Annotated in this window: 19 protein-coding genes; 10 read left to right on the top strand and 9 right to left on the bottom strand. The window is 47.1% G+C overall.

Annotated features, from left to right (window positions below):
- Positions 1 to 55: 55 nt before the first annotated feature.
- Positions 56 to 859, top strand: a complete 804-nt coding sequence (gene suhB / locus J2W69_RS06865) for an inositol-1-monophosphatase (RefSeq protein ID WP_008900039.1) — start codon at positions 56 to 58, stop codon at positions 857 to 859.
- A 47-nt stretch (positions 860 to 906) separates the two neighbouring features.
- Here suhB and J2W69_RS06860 read toward each other — a convergent pair whose 3' ends face one another.
- The 3 genes from J2W69_RS06860 to rpmE form a co-directional block, all read right to left on the bottom strand.
- Positions 907 to 1,281 carry a rhodanese-like domain-containing protein gene (locus tag J2W69_RS06860; protein ID WP_310275918.1) on the bottom strand — a complete coding sequence of 125 codons (375 nt, stop codon included), beginning with the start codon at positions 1,279 to 1,281 and terminating at the stop codon, positions 907 to 909.
- A gap of 343 nt (positions 1,282 to 1,624) precedes the next feature.
- Complete coding sequence (locus J2W69_RS06855) at positions 1,625 to 2,191, bottom strand: HutD/Ves family protein (protein WP_310275916.1); 567 nt, start codon at positions 2,189 to 2,191, stop codon at positions 1,625 to 1,627.
- A 220-nt stretch (positions 2,192 to 2,411) separates the two neighbouring features.
- A complete protein-coding gene (rpmE, locus tag J2W69_RS06850) occupies positions 2,412 to 2,624 on the bottom strand; it encodes a 50S ribosomal protein L31 (RefSeq protein ID WP_264345568.1) in 213 nt (70 codons plus the stop codon).
- Positions 2,625 to 2,820: 196 nt separating this feature from the next.
- Here rpmE and priA point away from each other — a divergent pair, with 196 nt between their 5' ends.
- The 5 genes from priA (at position 2,821) to J2W69_RS06825 (ending at position 7,998) form a co-directional block, all read left to right on the top strand.
- Positions 2,821 to 4,983: a primosomal protein N' gene (priA, locus tag J2W69_RS06845; RefSeq protein ID WP_310276423.1), complete on the top strand. Its 2,163-nt coding sequence runs from the start codon at positions 2,821 to 2,823 to the stop codon at positions 4,981 to 4,983.
- 29 nt (positions 4,984 to 5,012) lie between these two features.
- Positions 5,013 to 5,579, top strand: coding sequence for an SPOR domain-containing protein (locus tag J2W69_RS06840; protein ID WP_310275912.1), 567 nt, complete (start codon positions 5,013 to 5,015; stop codon positions 5,577 to 5,579).
- A 119-nt stretch (positions 5,580 to 5,698) separates the two neighbouring features.
- Entirely contained in the window at positions 5,699 to 6,217 is a 519-nt protein-coding gene (hslV, locus tag J2W69_RS06835; protein ID WP_046520987.1) for an ATP-dependent protease subunit HslV, read from the top strand.
- An 11-nt stretch (positions 6,218 to 6,228) separates the two neighbouring features.
- Entirely contained in the window at positions 6,229 to 7,560 is a 1,332-nt protein-coding gene (hslU, locus tag J2W69_RS06830; RefSeq protein ID WP_310275909.1) for an HslU--HslV peptidase ATPase subunit, read from the top strand.
- 27 nt (positions 7,561 to 7,587) lie between these two features.
- A complete protein-coding gene (locus tag J2W69_RS06825) occupies positions 7,588 to 7,998 on the top strand; it encodes a gamma-butyrobetaine hydroxylase family protein (protein ID WP_310275907.1) in 411 nt (136 codons plus the stop codon).
- Here J2W69_RS06825 and J2W69_RS06820 read toward each other — a convergent pair.
- The 4 genes from J2W69_RS06820 to J2W69_RS06805 all read right to left on the bottom strand — a co-directional run bounded on the left by J2W69_RS06820 (position 7,995) and on the right by J2W69_RS06805 (position 13,339).
- The gene (locus tag J2W69_RS06820; RefSeq protein WP_310275905.1) at positions 7,995 to 8,705 is read right to left on the bottom strand and encodes a substrate-binding periplasmic protein; all 711 of its coding nucleotides are present in this window, start codon (positions 8,703 to 8,705) and stop codon (positions 7,995 to 7,997) included. The two genes, J2W69_RS06825 and J2W69_RS06820, sit on opposite strands and share 4 nt — an antisense overlap.
- A 6-nt stretch (positions 8,706 to 8,711) precedes the next feature.
- Entirely contained in the window at positions 8,712 to 10,592 is a 1,881-nt protein-coding gene (locus tag J2W69_RS06815; protein ID WP_310275903.1) for a methyl-accepting chemotaxis protein, read from the bottom strand.
- 148 nt (positions 10,593 to 10,740) lie between these two features.
- The gene (locus tag J2W69_RS06810; RefSeq protein ID WP_310275901.1) at positions 10,741 to 11,265 is read right to left on the bottom strand and encodes a phosphatase PAP2 family protein; all 525 of its coding nucleotides are present in this window, start codon (positions 11,263 to 11,265) and stop codon (positions 10,741 to 10,743) included.
- A 76-nt stretch (positions 11,266 to 11,341) separates the two neighbouring features.
- Positions 11,342 to 13,339: a putative bifunctional diguanylate cyclase/phosphodiesterase gene (locus J2W69_RS06805; protein ID WP_310275899.1), complete on the bottom strand. Its 1,998-nt coding sequence runs from the start codon at positions 13,337 to 13,339 to the stop codon at positions 11,342 to 11,344.
- Between the two features lie 385 nt (positions 13,340 to 13,724).
- Between J2W69_RS06805 and rraA the strand changes: the two genes are divergently transcribed.
- Positions 13,725 to 14,210: a ribonuclease E activity regulator RraA gene (gene rraA / locus J2W69_RS06800; protein ID WP_008899164.1), complete on the top strand. Its 486-nt coding sequence runs from the start codon at positions 13,725 to 13,727 to the stop codon at positions 14,208 to 14,210.
- Positions 14,211 to 14,213: 3 nt separating this feature from the next.
- Positions 14,214 to 15,245, top strand: a complete 1,032-nt coding sequence (locus J2W69_RS06795) for a formimidoylglutamase (RefSeq protein ID WP_310275896.1) — start codon at positions 14,214 to 14,216, stop codon at positions 15,243 to 15,245.
- Here J2W69_RS06795 and J2W69_RS06790 read toward each other — a convergent pair.
- Together J2W69_RS06790 and hutI are read right to left on the bottom strand one after the other, a co-directional pair.
- Positions 15,242 to 16,777 (bottom strand): putative bifunctional diguanylate cyclase/phosphodiesterase, encoded by a 1,536-nt coding sequence (locus tag J2W69_RS06790; protein ID WP_310275895.1) that lies wholly within the window; start codon positions 16,775 to 16,777, stop codon positions 15,242 to 15,244. The genes J2W69_RS06795 and J2W69_RS06790 overlap by 4 nt on opposite strands.
- A gap of 73 nt (positions 16,778 to 16,850) precedes the next feature.
- Positions 16,851 to 18,161, bottom strand: a complete 1,311-nt coding sequence (gene hutI, locus J2W69_RS06785) for an imidazolonepropionase (RefSeq protein ID WP_310275893.1) — start codon at positions 18,159 to 18,161, stop codon at positions 16,851 to 16,853.
- 50 nt (positions 18,162 to 18,211) lie between these two features.
- On the opposite strand from hutI, the gene hutC reads away from it, so the two are divergent.
- A complete protein-coding gene (hutC, locus tag J2W69_RS06780; protein ID WP_310275891.1) occupies positions 18,212 to 18,937 on the top strand; it encodes a histidine utilization repressor in 726 nt (241 codons plus the stop codon).
- 13 nt (positions 18,938 to 18,950) lie between these two features.
- On the top strand, positions 18,951 to 20,627 hold the full coding sequence (gene hutU / locus J2W69_RS06775) for a urocanate hydratase (protein ID WP_310275889.1): 1,677 nt from the start codon (positions 18,951 to 18,953) through the stop codon (positions 20,625 to 20,627).
- The last annotated feature ends 8 nt before the right edge of the window (positions 20,628 to 20,635 follow it).

Here is a 20,635-nt window from a genome sequence, read left to right as displayed (position 1 = left end):
CGGCTACAATACGCGCCGCTCTTTTGACTGTTCTTTATACAATAAGGTAATCGTTATGCATCCGATGTTAAACATCGCAATTCGTGCTGCCCGCAGCGCAGGTAATGTCATCGCTAAAGCTTGTGGTCAAATGGACTTAGTTCAGACGACTCAGAAAGGCACCAATGACTTTGTGACCAACATCGATAAAGAAGCAGAACAGGCCATAGTGCATGTTTTACGTAAGTCATTCCCGGATCACGATATTATCGGTGAAGAGAACGGCGAATATGGCAACAATAATAGCGATTACCAGTGGATCATCGACCCGCTTGATGGCACCACAAACTTTATCAAAGGCATCCCTCATTTTGCTGTATCCATAGCTCTGCGTCATCAGGGCAGACTGGATCAGGCCGTGGTTTTTGACCCATTACGTGGTGAAGTATTCACAGCATCCCGTGGTGCAGGCGCTCAGTTAAATGGCCGTCGTATCCGTACCACCAATTTACCTGAATTAAGCGGCGCTATTCTGGCCACAGGTTTCCCGTTTAAACATAAACACCATTTAGATGCTTACACTGAAACCTTTAAAACTCTGATGACTCAGGCAGCAGACGTACGTCGCACTGGTTCAGCAGCGCTGGATTTATGTTATGTCGCAGCAGGCCGTTTTGATGGTTTCTGGGAAATTGGTTTAAAACCATGGGATTTTGCTGCAGGCGAGCTGATTTTACGTGAAGCCGGTGGCTTAATCAGTGACTTCGCTGGTGGTAACAACTACCTGCGCAGCGGCAACATAGTTGCAGGCAGTCCAAAAGTATTAGGTGCCATGTTAAAAGGCATGCGCCCACATTTGACTGAATCTTTACTGAAATAATACGCTGCGGGACGGTTTTATGCCGTCCCGCTTGTTTCTGCTCACCGTCAGACTTGTGGCTTAGTCAAAGGCAAACCTGCATTCACCCATGCTGTATAACCCCCCGCCAAACTCCAGACATCCTGATACCCCATCTTCTGCAACATATCGCCCGCTAAAGCAGAACGAAAACCACCACCACAATACAAAATCAGCGTTTGTTGTTTATCCTGAACAGCTTTTTCCACATCCCGCTCAATCACGCCTTTACCCAAATGAATAGCAGCAGGCAAATGCCCGGCCAGCCACTCTAAATCTTCCCGCACATCCACCAACACATAAGGGGTTGGAAACTGCTGTAAATCAGCAATAGTAAGCTCTTTAACCCTGCTTTTAGCATCGTCTACTACAGCGAGAAAGCCTGGGGAGTGTTGTTTGGACATAAAAATTCCTTAATAAATTTGATGCTCAGTTAAAACGCTTTCGCCGTAGGCGAGCCGCTTTCTTTTGCGTCGCCAAAAGAAAGTGGCGCAAAGAAAAGGCGACCCTGACCGCTGCGAAAGCCCGCTCAAAAAAGTGCGTCCAAGGCGACTCGGCAACTCGTTCGTCGCTACCGCTCCTCGCTCAAACACTCCTCGTCTTAAAACCTTGGCCACCCATTTTTGAACGGCTTGCGGTTAAGGGGATAAAAGCGGCAGCTTCGTTTTACATTTGTTTGTCGATAAAGCCAGCCAGGAAATCAGTGCCTTTATGTTACGCGCCTTGTCTGGCTTGTAAAAGAGGTCGTTAAATACAGATCCATACCAACTGGCAGGGCTCTGCACCGGTTTTCATCTGCAACTCCCCCGCCTCATCAGTGCATAACAAGCTTTGCCCTGCATCCAGTTGATAGCTCTGCCCTGCATAAGTCAGTTGAATATGACCGGAAACCAGATACAACAAAGATTCTTGTGCCAGCTGTAAAGACAAAGCTTGTGTCACTGACAATACCTGCAAACTGACTTTGACATCAGAACGTCTGGTCATCAGATTAAAATCCCGCACAGGCCCATCGATCAATGTGCAGTCAATTGCAGTTTCACCGGCAAAAGCAAAAGGACGCAAAGCTGTATCCAACACCACCGGCTGATCTTCAGCACCATGCAGACAAAAACCTTTGCCTTGCAGCAGCATAATAATACGGTCGGTTTGTTCAAAACGGGAAAAAGGACCATCGCTGGCCACTTCGGCTATGGATACACGCCAGCGCATACCAGCATGGTCGTCAGAACGGGCGAGTTGATGAGTAATACCACCTCCATTTTTCCAGGCCTGGGTTTGCCATTGGTTTGGGGATATCAGTTGTAGCGCCATAGGAAGAACTTAAAAGCTATTCAAAGTGGCTTATCTTAGGCGTACTGCAGCTATGACAAAAGAGCCTGGCCATAAATAAAAAACGCCCCTTTGCAGCGAGGCGTTAAACAATCACCGGGCTTTGTTGCAGTTTTTTGTAGGGGCCGGGTTTATCCCCGCCCGTCATGAATTACAGGCAACAAAAAAGGAGCCGAAGCTCCTTTTTGACTGATGCCTGAAATTACTTGGCGCCCAGTACTGCGAAACGTTTTTTGAAGCGGTCAACACGGCCGCCTACGTCTAACACTTTCTGCTTACCAGTATAGAACGGGTGGCAAGCTGAGCAAACGTCCAAGTGGATGTCTTTGCACAGTGCAGAGTGAGTTTTGAAAGCATTACCGCAAGTACAAGTTGCAGTGATCTCTTTGTATTCTGGGTGGATACCTGGTTTCATGGGTTACCTCGTTAGGCCGTATCGCTATCTGATCAACTTTTGTCAGACACCATACGCAATTTCAGTTAAATTAGGGCGCGTAGTTTAATTGGTAAGGCTCAAAGTTTCAACAAATTGACCAATTTATTTTTAGTGGCTTTGTCTATGCCAGAGCTTTAAACTAATTGATTGATAAAACAGGTGGATTTTGGCTGTGATGGTGATTCGGGTGGCGTTGCCCATTCCTCTTCGGGTGCATTTTGATTACCTTTGTGACGAACAGGTAAGCCCGGGTTGTCGTGTTTTAGTGCCTTTTGGTAAACGCGAACTGATAGGTATTGTCTGGCAATTGAACCCAAGCGACAGTTACGACGCAGCTCAATTGAAAGCTGTGACCCAAGTACTGGATCAAACTCCTGTATTAGCAGCCCCTATTCGCCAGTTACTGAGTTTTGCCGCTGATTACTACCATCATCCGTTAGGTGATGTATTGACCAGTGCCCTGCCCGCTTTATTACGTGATGGTAAAAATGCCGATCCGGTCAAAGGCCTTAGCTATAGCCTGACCCAAGCAGGCAAGCATTTAACCGAACAGCAGTTTAAAGCAGCGAAAAAACGACTGGCTTTATGGCAACAGCTGCAACAGCCTCAAACCGAAACCCAGTTACTGGAGCATTTCCAGCGCAAAGAGCTGCAGTATTTTGTCGAACAGGGCTGGGCTCTGGTTACGCCAGTCTTGTACGGCCCTTATCAAACGGCTGATGAACAACAAAAATCCTTACCTTTAAATCCAGCACAGGCGCTGGCTGTCACTGCAGTACAACAAGCCTTGGGCAGTTTTAGCTGTTTTTTACTGGAAGGGGTCACAGGCTCGGGCAAAACTGAAGTCTATTTGCAGGCGATAAGCCCAGTGGTGAAAAAAGGTGGCCAGGTGCTGGTGTTAGTGCCGGAAATTGGTTTAACGCCGCAAACTTTAGCCCGCTTTGAACAACGTTTTGGCGTGCCTGTTGGGGTCTGGCATTCCAATATGACAGATTTGGAGCGTTTTACTGTGTGGCAACGCTCCCAGACTGGTGATTTAGCTATAGTGATTGGCACCCGCTCTGCGTTGTTTTTACCTTTCCTAAAGCTTGATTTGCTGATTATCGATGAAGAACACGACAACTCCTTTAAGCAGCAGGACGGTTTTCGCTATCACGCCCGCGATTTAGCCATTAAACGTGCCTCGATTCAGGGCTGCCCTATTTTGTTAGGCTCAGCCACACCTAGCTTAGAAAGCCTGGCCAATGTGCAACAAGGCCGCTTTGCCCATTTGGAATTACCAGACCGCGCCGCTGGACAGTTAATGCCAACAGTCGAGCTGGTGGATTTGAAACAACAGCAAATGATGCATGGCATGGCAGGGTTAACCCGCCAGCGTATCGAACAACATTTAAAACTTGGCCAGCAAGTACTGCTGTTTTTAAATCGCCGTGGTTTTGCGCCAGCGCTGATTTGCCATGAATGTGGCTGGATGACCGAATGCCACAGATGCAGTGCTTTTACTACCTTTCATAAACAAAGCCGTCAGTTGGTGTGCCACCATTGTGGTGCCACTAAAGGCGTACCGCATCAATGTGGTGGTTGTGGCAGCACTCAGTTGGCTCCTGTAGGTCAGGGCACTGAACAGTTAGAAGAGCAGCTGCAACAACTTTTCCCCACTCATACAGTCACCCGACTGGACAGAGACAGCATCAGACGCAAAGGCAGTTTGCAAAAAGCTTTGGATCAGATATTACAAGGTGAGCCTCAACTTATTTTAGGCACTCAGATGCTGGCCAAAGGTCATCATTTTCCGAATGTGGGTTTAGTCGTGATTATTGATGTCGACTCTGCTTTATATAGCAACGACTTCAGAGCTCCTGAGCAATTGGCGCAGTTGTTAACGCAAGTCTCAGGTCGTGCCGGACGTGGTTCACAACCAGGCAAAGTTTTGCTGCAAACTCATTACCCGGGTCATGCGCTGCTACAGGATGTGATCCAGAATGGTTACGCCTCTTTTGCCCGCAGTGCATTAAAAGAGCGGCAGCAAACCTTTCTACCGCCTTTTATGTTCCTTGCCTTGTTCAGAGTGGAAGCCCATCAACTGGAACTCTGTAAAGAATGGCTGCAAAAAGTGGCAGACCATTATAAAGATTGGCCACAAGTGCAGTTGCTGGGACCATTGGCTTGCCCTATGGAACGTAAGGCGGGTAAATACCGCTGGCAAATTCAGCTTTTTACCAAAGACAGAAAACAATTACACCAAAGTCTGGACTCTGTACTGACCGAAGTCAGCCGCTGGTCGCTAAGTCGCAAGGTGAAATGGCAGCTGGATGTAGACCCACAAGACCTGAATTAAACATTTCTTTTTAACAAAACTGCAGTAGAATGCGGACATCAGGCCAGTTGTCCTTAGTTGTGAAGATGCCACAAAAAGATTATGTCAAAGCAGGTCGGGCCGCGCCCAGACCCAGAAAAAACACCAAAACAGTGAAACCTTTCCCCTGGCCATTAGTGATAACGGTCGGAGTTCTAGTGATTGGTTTTGCCTGGTTTTTATATCATTTATCGCAAAAAACTCCGGTAGCAGATCCTGTTACTCCTGTGATATCCGCGAAAAAAGATGACTTACCCCCTAAGCCTGCAAAAGAGCCTTACCAGTATATTGAAGAGCTGGAAAACAAAGAAATTCAGGTGACAGTGGAAGAACTGGAAGCCAAAGGACCGTTTTTAATGTTTTGTGGTACTTACCGTGCCAACGAAACAGCTCAGCAAATGAAAGCCAAAGTTGCTTTTGCTGGTTACCCTTCGGAAGTGCGGCGTATTGAAGGCAAAAACGGCGTATTTTTTCGGGTTACTCTGGGGCCTTACAGCAGTAAACGTCAGGCTGAAAGTGACAGAAGTCGTTTGATCCGACAAAAAGTAGCGGATTGCCGTATAGCGGTAGCAACATAAAGCCCCCTCTAGCCCTTAGTGCTTTTAGCCTCAGCTTTCAGTACTAAGGGCATTGAAAATCTGCATATCCACCCTTATCTCCTTGGTAATACGTTTTCCTCAGCCAAAAAGGGCTTCTGATGACCACTATTGTTTCTGTACGCCGCAATGGCCATGTTGCCATTGCAGGTGACGGCCAGGTATCGCTTGGCAACACTGTAATGAAGGGCAATGCCCGCAAAGTTCGCCGTTTATATCATGGCAAAGTGCTGGCAGGTTTTGCCGGCGGCACAGCCGACGCTTTTACCTTATTTGAACGTTTTGAAGCCAAACTCGAGATGCATCAGGGTCATTTAATGCGTGCAGCTGTTGAACTGGCAAAAGACTGGCGCACCGACCGCATGCTGCGCAAACTCGAAGCTTTGTTAGCCGTTGCTGATGCCAATTGTTCACTGATCATTACAGGCAACGGTGATGTGATCCAGCCTGAACATGATTTAATCGCCATAGGCAGCGGTGGACCTTTTGCTCAGGCGGCTGCCACTGCGCTTTTGGCGAACACTGAATTAAGCGCCCGCGAAATTGCAGAAAAAAGTTTAACCATAGCTGGTGATATTTGTGTGTATACCAACCATCACCAGACCATTGAAGAATTGTAAGGGTAATTTGAATGTCTGATATGACTCCAAGAGAAATAGTCCACGAACTGGATCGCCATATTATTGGTCAGGCCAATGCTAAACGTGCAGTAGCTATTGCACTGCGTAACAGATGGCGCCGTATGCAGCTGGACCCGGCTTTACGTCAGGAAATCACGCCAAAAAACATTCTGATGATAGGCCCAACTGGTGTAGGTAAAACTGAAATTGCCCGTCGTCTGGCCAAACTCGCCAACGCCCCTTTTATAAAAGTAGAAGCCACCAAGTTCACTGAAGTGGGTTATGTTGGTAAAGAAGTGGAAAGTATTATCCGCGATTTAACCGACAGCGCTGTGAAGATGTTCCGTGAGCAGGAAGTGGCAAAAAACAAATTCCGCGCTGAAGAAGCGGCAGAAGAACGTATTCTGGATGCCTTGTTACCACCAGCCCGTGATGCCTGGGGTCAAGCTGAACCCAGCGAATCAGACAACGGCACCCGCCAGACTTTCCGTAAAAAGTTACGTGAAGGCCAGTTGGACGATAAAGAAATTGAAATCGATCTGGCAGCCCCTGTGATGGGTGTGGAAATTATGGCGCCACCTGGTATGGAAGAAATGACCTCCCAGCTGCAGTCTATGTTTCAGAACCTGGGTTCAGACAAGAAAAAAAGCCGCAAGCTGAAAATTAAAGACGCCTTTAAGCAGCTGGTGGAAGAAGAAGCAGCCCGACTGGTCAATCCGGAAGAGCTGAAGCTAAAAGCGCTGGAAGCGGTAGAACAAACAGGTATTGTCTTTATTGATGAAATCGACAAAATTTGTAAGCGTGGCGAAACCAGTGGGCCAGATGTTTCGCGTGAAGGTGTGCAACGGGACTTGCTGCCACTCATCGAAGGCTGCACTGTCACCACTAAACATGGCATGGTAAAAACCGACCATATTCTGTTTATTGCCAGTGGCGCCTTTCAGATGGCAAAACCATCAGATTTAGTGCCAGAGTTACAAGGCCGTTTGCCGATCAGGGTAGAACTGGATGCGTTATCAGCCAATGATTTTGAGCGTATTCTGACCGAGCCTAAAGCTTCGCTGACCGAACAAAGTGTGGCTATGCTGGCGACCGAAGGTGTGCAAATACGTTTTGCTGAAGATGGCATTCAACGTATTGCCAATGCGGCATGGCAGGTCAATGAGCGCACTGAGAATATTGGCGCTCGTCGGTTATATACTGTGATGGAAAAATTACTGGAAGATCTTTCTTTTGATGCCGCCGATCATGGTGGCCAACAAATTTTGATCGATGCAGCTTATGTCGATTCGCATCTGGAGGCTTTAGTACAGGACGAAGACTTAAGCCGCTTTATTTTATAATCTGGTAGTTGATTTAAGGTGGACCCGATGACAGCACAGACTTCAGCTTCTTATACAGCTGCAAAAACCTCGCATGTGTCTGTGCTGCATTACCATAAGTTAAGTAAAGTTTTGGACGTTAAATTTTCAGATGATCAGCTCTTTAGTTTTAGTGCTGAATTTTTAAGAGTGTTTTCGCCTTCGGCTGAAGTAAGAGGTCATGGCAAACCCCAACTGGTCAGCCATAAAAAAGACGTAGCCATCAGCCAGATTGTGCCTGTAGGTTTATATGCGGTGAAGCTGGTATTTGACGATGGGCACCAAACGGGTTTGTATAGCTGGGCTTATCTGGCAAAACTGGCAGTTGAGCAGGATGAACTCTGGAAGGATTATTTACTACGTTTAAAACAGGCCAACAGCAACCGTGATAGTCAGCTCAGCATTAAACAAGTTTTTTAAGGTTTCACCACCTGTTGATAGGCCTGTTTTAGCTTTTCTACTGTTTTTGGAGCTGTGCTTTTACTGACAGCCAGATAAGCCTGCCGCTCCAACTCCGGGATCATCAGCACCAGTTCCAGTTGCTGCAACGCCAAATCAGTTTTACGCGCCAGCTCAGGTAGCAACACCGGGTTTTCGACAATTAAATCAACCTTGCCATTGGCCAGCAAACTCCAGCTTTGTTCTGCATCTGCAGCCAGCACCAGTTGTTTCTGCTCAGCAAAACCCTGGCTGATCAACCAGTCAAAAGTACTGTCCTGCCGCTGCACTGCTATCGTCAGCTGCTTTGCATCCTGCAGAGTGTTAATCCCGGCTTGCTGATTCCCTTTAAGACGGACAAAACCCAGCCTGAAAGAAGCAATAGGCCCGATCCAGTGAAACAAAGCTTCACGTTCCGTGGTTTTGGTGATGGCATAAATCAGCACATTGGGTTGTTGCAAAGCCAGACTATAAGCTCTGGCCCAAGGGTACATCTGAAACTCAGCCTTGAGCTCTGCCTGAGCCAGAACTTGCCGTACTAACTCCGTATTAGAACCGCTGACCTGCCCGTTTTTCATCACCTGAAAAACAGGCATAGGCTCAGTGACTGCCAACATAGCAGGTTTTGCAGCGGCTGGACCAGCAGCTGCAGCACAACATACCAAAGCAGAACACCATAGTCCCTTCATGTGTTTTTATGCTCTAAATTTATCTACGGTCTGATGCAACATACTGGCCTGATTGGCAACTTCTTCACTGATTTGGGCATTGTGTTTGGAAATATTTAACGAGTCTTCAGAAATATCCCGAATACGCACTACGTTTTTATTCACATCAGCAGCCACTAAACTTTGCTCTTCCACTGCAGTGGCAATTTGGGTGGTCATATCCATAATCTGAGCCACGTCACTGGTAATTTGTCGTAACAACTCTATGGTAGAGCCTGCCTGACTGGCACTTTCTTTGCCCTGAGTCTGGCAATTTTGCATCACAGCCACAATGTTTTTAGTGCGTTGCTGTAAACCTGAAATGATTTTTTCGATCTGGCCTGTAGATTCCTGAGTACGCTGCGCCAGACTACGAACTTCATCCGCCACCACAGCAAAACCCCGGCCTTGTTCGCCAGCACGCGCCGCTTCAATAGCCGCATTAAGCGCCAATAAATTGGTTTGTTCAGCTATACCCCGGATCACATCCAACACAGAACCTATAGTAGCGCTGTCTTGCTCCAGTTCAGTCAGAACCACTGAAGCTTGCTGCAGTTCCTGGGATAAACCATTAATACGCTGAACCGTTTGCTCTACTTCTTTTAAGCCTGTCATAGCGTTCGCATTGGTGTCTTGTGCTTTAGATGCCGTGTTTTCGGTATTGACTGCTATTTCATCGACAGTTGCGCCCATTTCCGTAACCGCAGTGGCCACCATATCGCTTTCCATCTGCTGCTGTGCCATGCCTTTGCTGGTTTCAGCCGTGGATTTTGCCAGTTCATGTGTTGCGACATCCAGCATTTCCAGCGCCTGGTTGACGTTACGCACCAGCCCCTGCACATCAGACAACATATGATTAAAGTCTTTGGCTAAAGTGGTCATTTCATCCTGACCTTCTTCCTCCACCCGTAAACGGAAATCGTTGTCTTTGCGCACTAAACCTATAGTAGCGCAGACTTTTTGTATCGGTTGCAGAATGCTGTTACTGGTCATCAGTACCAAAGCAATCACCAGAACCAGTACCAGGACAAAGAGGCTGATAGCCAGAGTTTCACTGGCGGAACTGGCTTGCCGCACTGCGGCTTCAGCTTCTTTTGACATAGATGCCAGGCTGTCTTCAGTCTGATGAATAGCGGAGCGCATTTGTCCCATCAGCCCCTGATCATGGGCCAAACCAATTTTTTGCTCCCCTTCCACTAATTGCACAAAAGCTACACCATAAGCATCTGCCAATTGCTGCAATTGCGACACCAAAGCAGGGTCTGAGATGTTTTGCTGAATTTGCGCGCGAAAGCTTGCGAGGCCTTTGTTAAAAGCTGTTAAATACTTCAGATCTTTACGCAGCATAAAGTCTTTTTCATCACGGCGCAGTTGCAATAACTGGGCTGTTAATTGCCAGTCACTGATGTCTTTAAAAGACTGGCCTAAAGCATGAGCTTTTGAGCGAAACTCGCCATACAAACCCGATTCATGGTCTAAACCCACTTCAACAGAAAGCTGCACCAGCTGATTAAACAACTGCTGATAGGTTTGAGTGAACTCACTAAAAGACTTCAAGGCTGTGGTGTCTATACCTGCTGCTGCAAGGCCATCTGTCAGCACTTTGACTTTAGTGTTCAGTTCAGTGGAAGACTTATTAAACTTTTGCTGATATTCGATATTGGAGCGTAGTAAAAAGTCCTTTTCATCACGACGCAATTGCAGCACTGCTGGCTTGAGGTTTTCAACCTCAAGTCGTAACTCTGATAAAGAATTAAGCTGGTTGCTTTGGAATAATAACAACCCCAACATAATTAACATCGACACAGCAACTGTCACTGCATTGAGTAATAAACGCTGACGTATTGAAAATTGACGTAAAAAGGCCATTTGAGCTACTCCACAAACAAAGGCAAGGTTAATCCAACGGACTGAATCGACGAAGGATAAGTCGGAACCCATTAATTATAGAGAAGCAAACAGAGAGAGCAGTACTTTAGTCGAATTAAATATGAAATATTTAGTAAAAAGTGCAGAATTAATGCAAAATTTGCTGTGCAATCAGGCTACTGGACACACCCAAAGAAGAACCGGCCAGAATATCCAGCGGAAAGTGTACCCCTAAAAGTATACGTGACAAGCCAATTAAACCTGCCCAGCTAAAGGCCAACCAGGCCCACTGTGGATAGAAACACAACAAAGCACTGGCCACAACAAAAGCCGCAGCTGTATGACCAGAAGGTAAGCTGAATTTATCTGAGGCTTCAATGTGGGCTTGCATCATACCCGCCATCAACTGATAGGGGCGTTGACGGCGAATCGAGTTTTTCAGTAACAGATACAAAGGTAGTTCGATGGCAAAGCTCAGCAATAGCAGCTCGGTAAAGGCACTGGCATGGGTCAGTTCTAATGCAAACAGCAGCGCAACCAATAACAGGTATAAAGGGCCGTCGCCGGTTTTAGAGCACCAGAAACTAAACTGATGGATACGTTTTCGTTCACTTTTGCTAAAAAGCGCAAGAAAACAGCGCTGGTCCCACAAGCCGAGCTTTTGTAACCACATAAGCCACCCGTCGTTTTACCCTGACTCTTGTAGCTTAAAGTGGCTTAGTGACAAAAACATGACAGCCCATAAATGGTCAGGGCAAGGTACAGCCATTCAACAAAGCCAAAGCTTCAGCTTCAGGCAAAGGTTTAGCCAGTAAGTAGCCCTGAATGGCATCACAGGCTAAAGTACGAAGTAACTGCAACTGGGTTTCTGTTTCAACCCCTTCCGCCAGAATACGTTTGCCTAAGCCATGAGCCAGGGTAATCATGGTTTTGACTATCATCATATCGGAATCATTAGCGGCCATATCGGTGACAAAACTACGGTCAATTTTGATTTTATCGATTGGCATTTTTCGTAAATAACCTAAAGATGAATACCCAGTGCCAAAGTCATCAATAGAAACACGAATACCCATTTGCTGTAACTCATTGATGTAGTTAGAGCCTTTTTCCATATCACTCATGGCAGTATTTTCTGTGATCTCAAGCTCCAGTACAGCTGGTGAAACCTGATACTTCAGCAATAACTGTTGAATGCGCCCTTTTAAACCATCCACCTGAAAATGCACTGGTGACATATTTACAGCTATGGGAATATGAATACCTTGTTTTTTCCATTCGGCTAAAGTGCAGACAGCTTTTTCCAGCAGCAACAAATCCAGCTCTTTACTTAATCCGACTTGCTCAACTAAAGGTAAAAACTGGCCAGGCATCAGCAGACCTTTTTGCGGATGCTCCCAGCGCACTAAAGCTTCAAAAGCCTCAATTTTTTGCTCACGAAGGTCCCATTGCGGCTGGAAATAAAACACAAATTGATCCTGTTCCAAGGCCAGTAGCAAGTCTTTTTCTAAATTCAGCAAACGGGCAGATTCTTCTTCCATGCCTGGCTGATAAAAGGTACAGCGTTGCTGCAGACGCTTACAGTGGTGAAACGCAATATTGGCTTTCTGCAATATCAGATCGGCTTCCACCCCATGCTGTGGTGCATTGGCTAACCCTATACTGGCCGTTAATTTGATCAAGCCGTTGTCTGTGGTAAACGGCTTTTCAATCAGTTGCTCCAGATGCTGCAACGTAAACAGCTTTTGTCGGTCTGTACTGCAATCTTCCAGCACCAAAGCAAAAATATCGCCACCAGTGCGGGCTATAAGCCGGGGTTTGACAATAGAAGATTCAAAACGCCGGTTAACTTCACGTAAAATACGGTCGCCTTGTTTTAAGCCAACAGACTCATTCACCACTTTAAAGCTATCCAGACCAATCATCAGCAAGGTCAATGGCGTATCTGCCTGCAACAATAACTCTAACTCCCGCAACAAAGCGTCCCGGTTTAAAGCGCCGGTTAAAGGGTCATGACTATCCAGATACTGGGTTTTGGCCGTTAATTCGCGGTTTGTGCTGCGCTCATCTTCCTGTAACCAGATGATCAGCCCTAAGCCTAAGATCACCTGGATCAACAGTTCCAGATGTTTGAAATACATAGCCACCTGATGGTAGTCGACTTCCGCATTCTGCCAGACGATAGCACTGGCACTGGTCAAAAACAGCAACCCCCAGGCCAGCATCGCACTGGCAACCACTTTGGTGGCAAAAATAAGTTTAGTTAAACTCCATAACCAAAATCCTGCCACGCATAAAGCAGCACCAATCAAAAATAGCCGCATATAAAGCTGCAGGTAAACCACCCAATCCTGGGCCTGAGGGAAAACCAGAAACGGCACTACAGATAAAAATGAAATTCCTGTCACCAGCAACAACAGCTGATTCACTGTTCTTGCGGCCAGTCGTTGTTGTTTTACCGCCTCAAAAACCCCAACCAGGATCCAAACGGCGAAGCCATAACAAAAACAGATTAATAAAAATTTAACCATCTGCCCCAACCAGACAGCGGCAAATACAGGTCGCCAGAACACATCAACCAGCACAAAAGCTGCGTAGGCAGTAAAACAACAAAAAGCTATAGCCCAGGATTTCAGGTAGTTGCGTTGATACACCCTGAAAAAATACCAAAGTAAAGCACAGAGGGTGATTGCAAACCCTATTTGCGTCAGGTGTAACAAGGTACGGGCTAACAGCTCTGAACTCAAAGGCGGGATCCTGATTAAACAACTTTAATTAAGGTAGCAAAGTCACCTTAACACTGGCAATACAGAGTCACAATCAGGCTGTGGAAGAATATCAGAATAAGCGGCTGGCGCTGTTATTACGAAAGACGATGGTGCTGAAGCGGTACACTGACCAAAGGAATTGCATTTGTGCAGAAGCCATGCCGTCAATAGCCTTGCAGCTTCAGGTGAGATGGGTTATTAGCCAAAGCAACTGGAGTTGCAAGTAGGCGACAGACGATTGAGTCCCCATGAGCATAGACAAACTATGTGATTGGGGCGATTGAGAGCTGTCAACGACCTTGCAGCTTCAGTTGAGACGGGTATACTGTGTTTTTGATCAAAGACTTAACCTTTGGAGCACAACATGGAATATAACACTTCGGAATTATGTGACCTCTATGCAGACATGATCGATGTGGTTGAGCCCATTTTCGCCAACTACGGTGGCCGCCGTTCTTTTGGCGGCACAATCCAGACGATTAAATGCTTTGAAGACAACGGTTTAATTCGTCAGGCTTTAGCTGAACCTGGCGTAGGTAAGGTCTTATTGGTTGACGGCGGTGGTTCAGCCCGTCGTGCTTTGATTGATGGCGAGTTAGCGTCTCTGGCTGCAACGAACGGCTGGGAAGGTATTGTTTGTTACGGCAGTGTGCGTGATGTTGATACACTGGAAGATTTTGATATAGGCATTCAGGCGGTCAACGCTATTCCTGTAGGTGCTGATGATCGTGGTTTTGGTGAACACGAAATTCCTGTTAATTTTGGTGGTGTGACTTTTTTACCTGGAGATCATCTGTATGCAGACAATACAGGTATTATTTTGTCACCTGAGCCTTTAGATCTGGAATAACAGATGAGTGATGTTGTCATTCGCTATCAGGCCGCCTCTTTGGCGGCTTTTCAACAACAGCGTGAAGGTGAAACCCGTTTAGGTCAGGCTTTACGTTATCCGGATCCCGGCTTGCCTTTAGCTGAAGCTTTGGCTTCTGCAAAACAGCAAGGCTGTACTTTTGTGTTATTGGGTGTGCCTGAAGATATAGGACCACGCGCTAATTTAGGTCAGGGCGGCTCCGATCTGGGCTGGCAGGCTTTTGTCCGTAAGTTTATTAACTTGCAACAAAATGAATTTTTAGATGGATCACAGCTACTGCTATTGGGAGAGTTGGACTGCGCCGACTTACAGCAGCAAAGTCAAAATGCCGACCTGGCCACGTTACGAGCCCTCTGTGCAGAAATTGATCTACGTTTAGAACCAGTGTTACTGGCCATCTTCAATGCGGGTTTAACGCCCATTGTTATAGGTGGGGGCCATAATAACAGCCTGCCGTTATTAGCTGCTTTAGCCAAAAGTGAACAAAAACCAGTCAACTGCATTAATCTCGATCCTCATGCGGATTTTCGTTTACTCGAAGGACGCCATAGCGGAAATGGTTTTAGTTATGCCAAAGCTGCGGGTCATTTAGACAGTTATCTGGTCATGGGTTTGCACGAGTTGAAAAACTCAGCCAGCTCGTTAGCACAAATTAAATCGGCTGGCGTGGATGTGCTGAGTTATCAGCAGCTGTTTGTCCGTGAGCAAGCAGCATGGCCAGAGCTGCTGAAACTCTGGTTAAGTTTACGCAATCCACAGCAGGTCTTTGGTATAGAGCTGGATACAGACGCTATTACCGGTATGCCTGTCAGTGCTTACAACAGCTGCGGTGTCTCAGTACAACAGGCGGAACATTTTGTTCATCTGCTGGCAAGCCAGGCTCAAAGCCGTTATTTACATCTGGCGGAAGCAGCTCCGGCTCAGCATCCGGCAGGTTTAGCCGCAGGTATGAATGATGCAGGCCAGATCTTAACTGCTTTAGTCTGTGCTTTCATATTTGGAAAACAAAACTAGTAAGTCGCTTTGCTATAACTCCACTGTTTCACCCATTCAGGGAAAGCGTCCAGTGCAAAGGGTTTGGCATATAAAAAGCCCTGCCCTCTGGCACACCCCATAGCAATCAGTTTTTGCTCCACTTCAGGTTGCTCTATACCTTCGGCTACCACCATAAAATTCATATTTTTTGCCATATCAATAATGGCGCCGGTAATAGCGGTATGCGTATCGGAGCGGTGCAAATCAAAAATAAAGGAGCAATCCACTTTCACCTGACTGATAGGTAATTCCCGCAAATAGGCCAAAGAGGAGAAGCCGGTACCAAAATCGTCCAGTGCCAGCTCTACACCAAGTTGTGCCAGATGGTTGAGCATCCGCATGGCTTTGTCAGGTTCTGCTACTAAAGCACTTTCTTTTAATTCCAGCACCAGTTGCGAAGGTTTAACCTTATACTTTTTAAGCAAGAGCTCTAAACTATCCACCAACTCATCCTGCAATAAATCTTTACTGGATATATTCACCGCTATTTTGCAATGGATCTCTTGCTGCGCCAGTTCAGCCAAAGTCATCACCGCTTTTTCCAATACCCACTGAGTCAGCGGATAAATCACGCCCATTTGCTCGGCCAGTTCTAAAAACTCAGCAGGGCCTAACAAGCCACGACGTGGATGATGCCAGCGTACTAAAACTTCGCCAGCCACAACCTGGCGTGAACTTAAGGCAATTTGTGGCTGGATATGCAGTTTCAGTTGCTGCTGACTAATGGCATGACGCAGCTCGGCCATTAAGCCCAGTTTCTCATTGTTGTAACTGATCAGATCCGGATGGAAAACTTGCGAGCTGGTCTGGGTCCATTGCCGGTTTTGCATCGCAAGATGAGCGCGGTCAATCAAATCAGATAATAACACTCCATGTTGGGGATAATGTGCAATACCACTTTTGAGCTGATATTCCACGGCACAGCCATGAATAAGTAAAGCTTCAGGGACCTTATGTTCCAGCCGGCGGGCAATTTGTTCAGCTGCATGTTGACGGGTGCTGGCATCCACCCACAATACAAAATCCACTCCGCCTAAATGTGCTACTTTGCTGCTTTGTTTGCCTTGCTGTTCCAGTACCAACAGTTCCTGATCCTGTTGCACTGCTGCATTAATACGCTGTGCTATCTGCAACAAAACCAAATTGGCATTCTGATGGCCCAGCGCCTGATTCACCCGTTCAAAGTTCTGAATTTTTAATAACAATAACGAGGCTTTCTGGTTGGAATGGCTGCGACACCAGAGCTCAAACTGCTGTTGTAACTGCAATTTATTCGGCAAACCACTGGTATCATCATGCAAAGATAAAAAGGACAGGTCTTGGGGTTTAGCTTCTTCTTCCACGGGTTGTTGCCGGGCCAGACGTTTTTTCAGCACCAGCACCCAGCCGGCTAACAACAGGACCAAGGCGGCTAACAACAGCACAATATAAAACAAAGGCTGGCCAGCCAGACTCTGGGCCAAAGCAGGGGCAGAGCTGGTCAGCAATACAACAGATAAAACAGACCGCAAAGGTAACAACACAGCTCACACTCAAAAGATCAGATAAGATCTTAAGATTACTCTGTTTTCCTGCCTTGTAAAGTTAGCTCAGTCCACGCAGATTGACATCCCGCCCGGCTTTGACCAATTGAGTTAAAGTGTTGACCCCAAACTGATAACAGAGCTCTGCCGGTTGACTGATTTGATAGAGTCCAAAGTCAGCCTGCTGCCCCACGGCTAAAGTACCTCTGTCTGTTTTACCCAAAGCAGCTGCCGCATGTCGGGTGACTCCGGCTATCGCCTCTTCCGGCGTAAAACGGAATAAAGTACAGGCCATATTCAGCATCAACAGCAGGTTACAGAAAGGCGAAGTACCAGGGTTTAAATCAGTAGAAATCGCCATAGGCACCTGATGTTTACGCAACAGTTCAAAAGGCGGTAACTTAGTTTCACGTAAAAAGTAAAAGGCGCCCGGCAACAGAACAGCCACAGTACCTGCAGCTTTCATTGCCAGCACGTCTTGCTCTTGTAAATATTCAATATGATCAGCTGATAAACCATTAAACTCGGCCACTAAACTGGCACCACCTAAATGCGATAACTGCTCAGCATGCGCCTTTACCGGCAACCCCAAAGTTTTGGCTTTTTCAAACAATAAACGGCTTTGTTCTACCGAAAACCCTATGCCTTCACAAAATACATCGACAGCGTCGACTAAGCCCAACTGATGCAATTGGGGCAACATTTGCTCCACCACAAACTGTATATAGTCATCAGGACGTCCGGCATATTCCAAAGGCAAAGCATGAGCACCTAAAAAGGTTTTCTGAATATCTATTGGATGAGTGCGATCAAGTTCTGCTGCTACTTCGAGGATTTTTTGCTCTGTTTCCAGATCCAGACCATAACCTGATTTGATTTCTACAGTCGTCACGCCCTGACTCAAAAGCGCATTCAACCGCTGTTTACTCAGCACAAACAAGTCTTCATGACTGGCGGCCCGGGTGGCAGCCACTGTAGATTTTATGCCACCACCTGCCTCTGCAATTTGCTGATAAGTCGCACCATTTAAACGCATTTCAAATTCATTAGCGCGACTACCTGCATAGACCAGATGCGTATGGCAGTCGATCAAACCCGGCAATAACCATTGGCCCTTACCGTCATATAAAGGGGTAGATAACAAGTCGGTTTCCGGCAATTCTGCTTTAGGCCCAAGCCAGGCAATACGGCTGCCTTTGACTGCCAAAGCGCCATGGGGAATAGCACCATAAGGCTGCCCATTGTCGGTCATAGTGGCTAAATTGACATTAATCCAAATTGCATCAAAGACTTGCATTTCATCCCCTTCATGGCTTTTGGCCTGATTTTTCAGCGCTGAAATTAATTCTACCCGAACAACTTGTATATACAACTAAATTCAGCTATTTTTCTTAGCATTAAACTCAAGGCGTCAAACCGATCATGGAAAACAGTTCAGGGCAAAAGAAGTTTGCCACTATCAAAGATTATATTTTGAGTCAGGTTGAAACTGCAGCCTGGCCTGAGCATAGTCGTATTCCATCGGAAAACGAGCTGGCAACGCAGTTTTCGGTCAGTCGTATGACGGCACGCCGTGCTTTGCAGGAATTAACCGAACAAGGCGTTTTGTATCGCACTCAGGGGGTCGGCAGTTTTGTCGCCTCGCCTAAGTCACAATCGTCCTTGCTGGAAATTCGTAATATTGCCGATGAAATTCAGCACCGTGGTCATTTTCATAAAGCTGAACTGGTGCAACTGACCAGCCTGCCTTGCCCTGGCGTGGTGGCTACAGCTTTAGGTTTAAGCCGCAACGCTCCGGTGTTTTTTTCACTCATAGTGCATTATGAAAACCAGCAGCCACTGCAGCTGGAAGCCCGTTATGTAAATCCACAGCAGGTGCCGGACTATTTAGCTCAGGATTTTGTATTACAAACGCCTCATGAATACTTAAGTGCTGTAGCGCCTTTAACAGACGCCGAGCATATAGTTGAAGCTGTATTGCCGGATGAACTGACCCGTCAACATTTAAAAATACCAGCTTCTGAACCTTGTTTACGCCTGACACGCCGCACCTTCAGCCGGGGTGGCGCAGTCAGTTTTGCTTACCTCACGTCTGCAGGCAGCCGCTACCGTTTAGGCGGCCATTTATCTATTAAACCGAAAACTTAATGAGAGAATCCCTATGAGCAATCCACGTTTAGACCCAAGCCGTGTGATCCGTGCCGCCCGCGGCAGTGAAATTACCGCCAAAAGCTGGCAGACCGAAGCCGCCAAACGTATGTTGATGAATAACCTCGACCCTGAAGTGGCAGAGCACCCAACCTCTTTAGTGGTATACGGTGGCATAGGCCGCGCGGCTCGCGACTGGGCTTGTTATGACAAAATAGTGGAAGTGCTGGACAGATTAAACGACGACCAGACCTTATTGATCCAAAGCGGTAAACCAGTGGGTGTATTCCCGACCCACCCGGACGCCCCTCGTGTCTTGCTGGCCAACTCTAACCTGGTGCCAAACTGGGCGAACTGGGAACACTTTAACGAGCTGGATAAACAAGGCCTGATGATGTACGGCCAGATGACAGCGGGTTCATGGATCTACATTGGTACTCAGGGCATAGTTCAGGGCACCTACGAGACTTTTGTTGCCATCGCTAAACAGCATTTTGCCGGTGAGCCAAATGGCAAATGGGTACTCACAGGGGGTTTAGGTGGCATGGGTGGCGCTCAGCCCTTAGCAGCTACTATGGCTGGTTTTCATATGATTGCCTGTGAAGTGGACGAGTCACGTATCGATTTCCGTTTACGCACTGGTTATGTCGACCAAAAAGCCTACAACCTGGATGAAGCTTTATCTCAGCTTGAAGCAGCTAAAGCATCAGGTAAACCTACCTCTATCGGCTTGTTAGGCAACGCCGCTGATATCTTCGCTGAATTAGCGCAGCGCAATATCATTCCTGATGTAGTGACTGACCAAACCTCAGCACACGACCCGTTAAATGGTTACCTGCCACAGGGCTGGACCATGGATCAAGCCAAAGCACGTCGCCTTGAAGACGAAACTGCGGTAGTACAGGCTGCTAAAGCCTCTATGGCAATCCAGGTTCAGGCTACTTTAGAAATGCAAAACAAAGGCGCTGTGGCTGTGGATTACGGCAACAATATCCGCCAGATGGCGCTGGATATGGGTGTGACTAACGCTTTTGATTATCCGGGTTTTGTGCCGGCTTATATTCGTCCACTGTTTTGTGAAGGCATTGGCCCATTCCGCTGGGTTGCGCTATCAGGCGATCCGGAAGATATCTACAAAACTGACGCTAAAGTCAAAGAACTGATCCCGGACAACCCACATTTACACCGCTGGTTGGATATGGCGCGTGAACGTATTAAGTTCCAGGGTTTACCAGCCCGTATTTGCTGGATTGGCTTAAAAGACCGTGCCCGTATTGCTTTAGCTTTTAACGACATGGTGAAAAACGGCGAACTGAAAGCCCCCATCATTATTGGCCGTGACCATTTGGATTCAGGCTCTGTGGCCAGTCCAAACCGTGAAACCGAAGCCATGATGGATGGGTCAGACGCAGTGTCTGACTGGCCATTGTTAAATGCCTTGTTAAATACAGCCGGCGGCGCGACCTGGGTGTCATTGCACCATGGTGGTGGCGTAGGTATGGGTTACAGCCAGCATTCTGGTGTGGTGATTTTAGCCGATGGTACAGAGGCAGCAGCACGCCGTTTAGGCCGTGTTTTGTGGAATGACCCCGGCACTGGTGTGATGCGCCATGCTGATGCAGGGTATGACATCGCCAAAAACTGTGCCCGTGAACAAGGTCTTGATCTGCCAATGATCAACCAGAACTAATTTGAAGG

The organism is Rheinheimera soli (assembly GCF_031457405.1).
GTDB lineage: Bacteria > Pseudomonadota > Gammaproteobacteria > Enterobacterales > Alteromonadaceae > Pararheinheimera > Pararheinheimera soli_A.
Note: the sequence above shows the minus strand (reverse complement) of the source record. Positions and strands in the feature narration are given on the sequence as shown.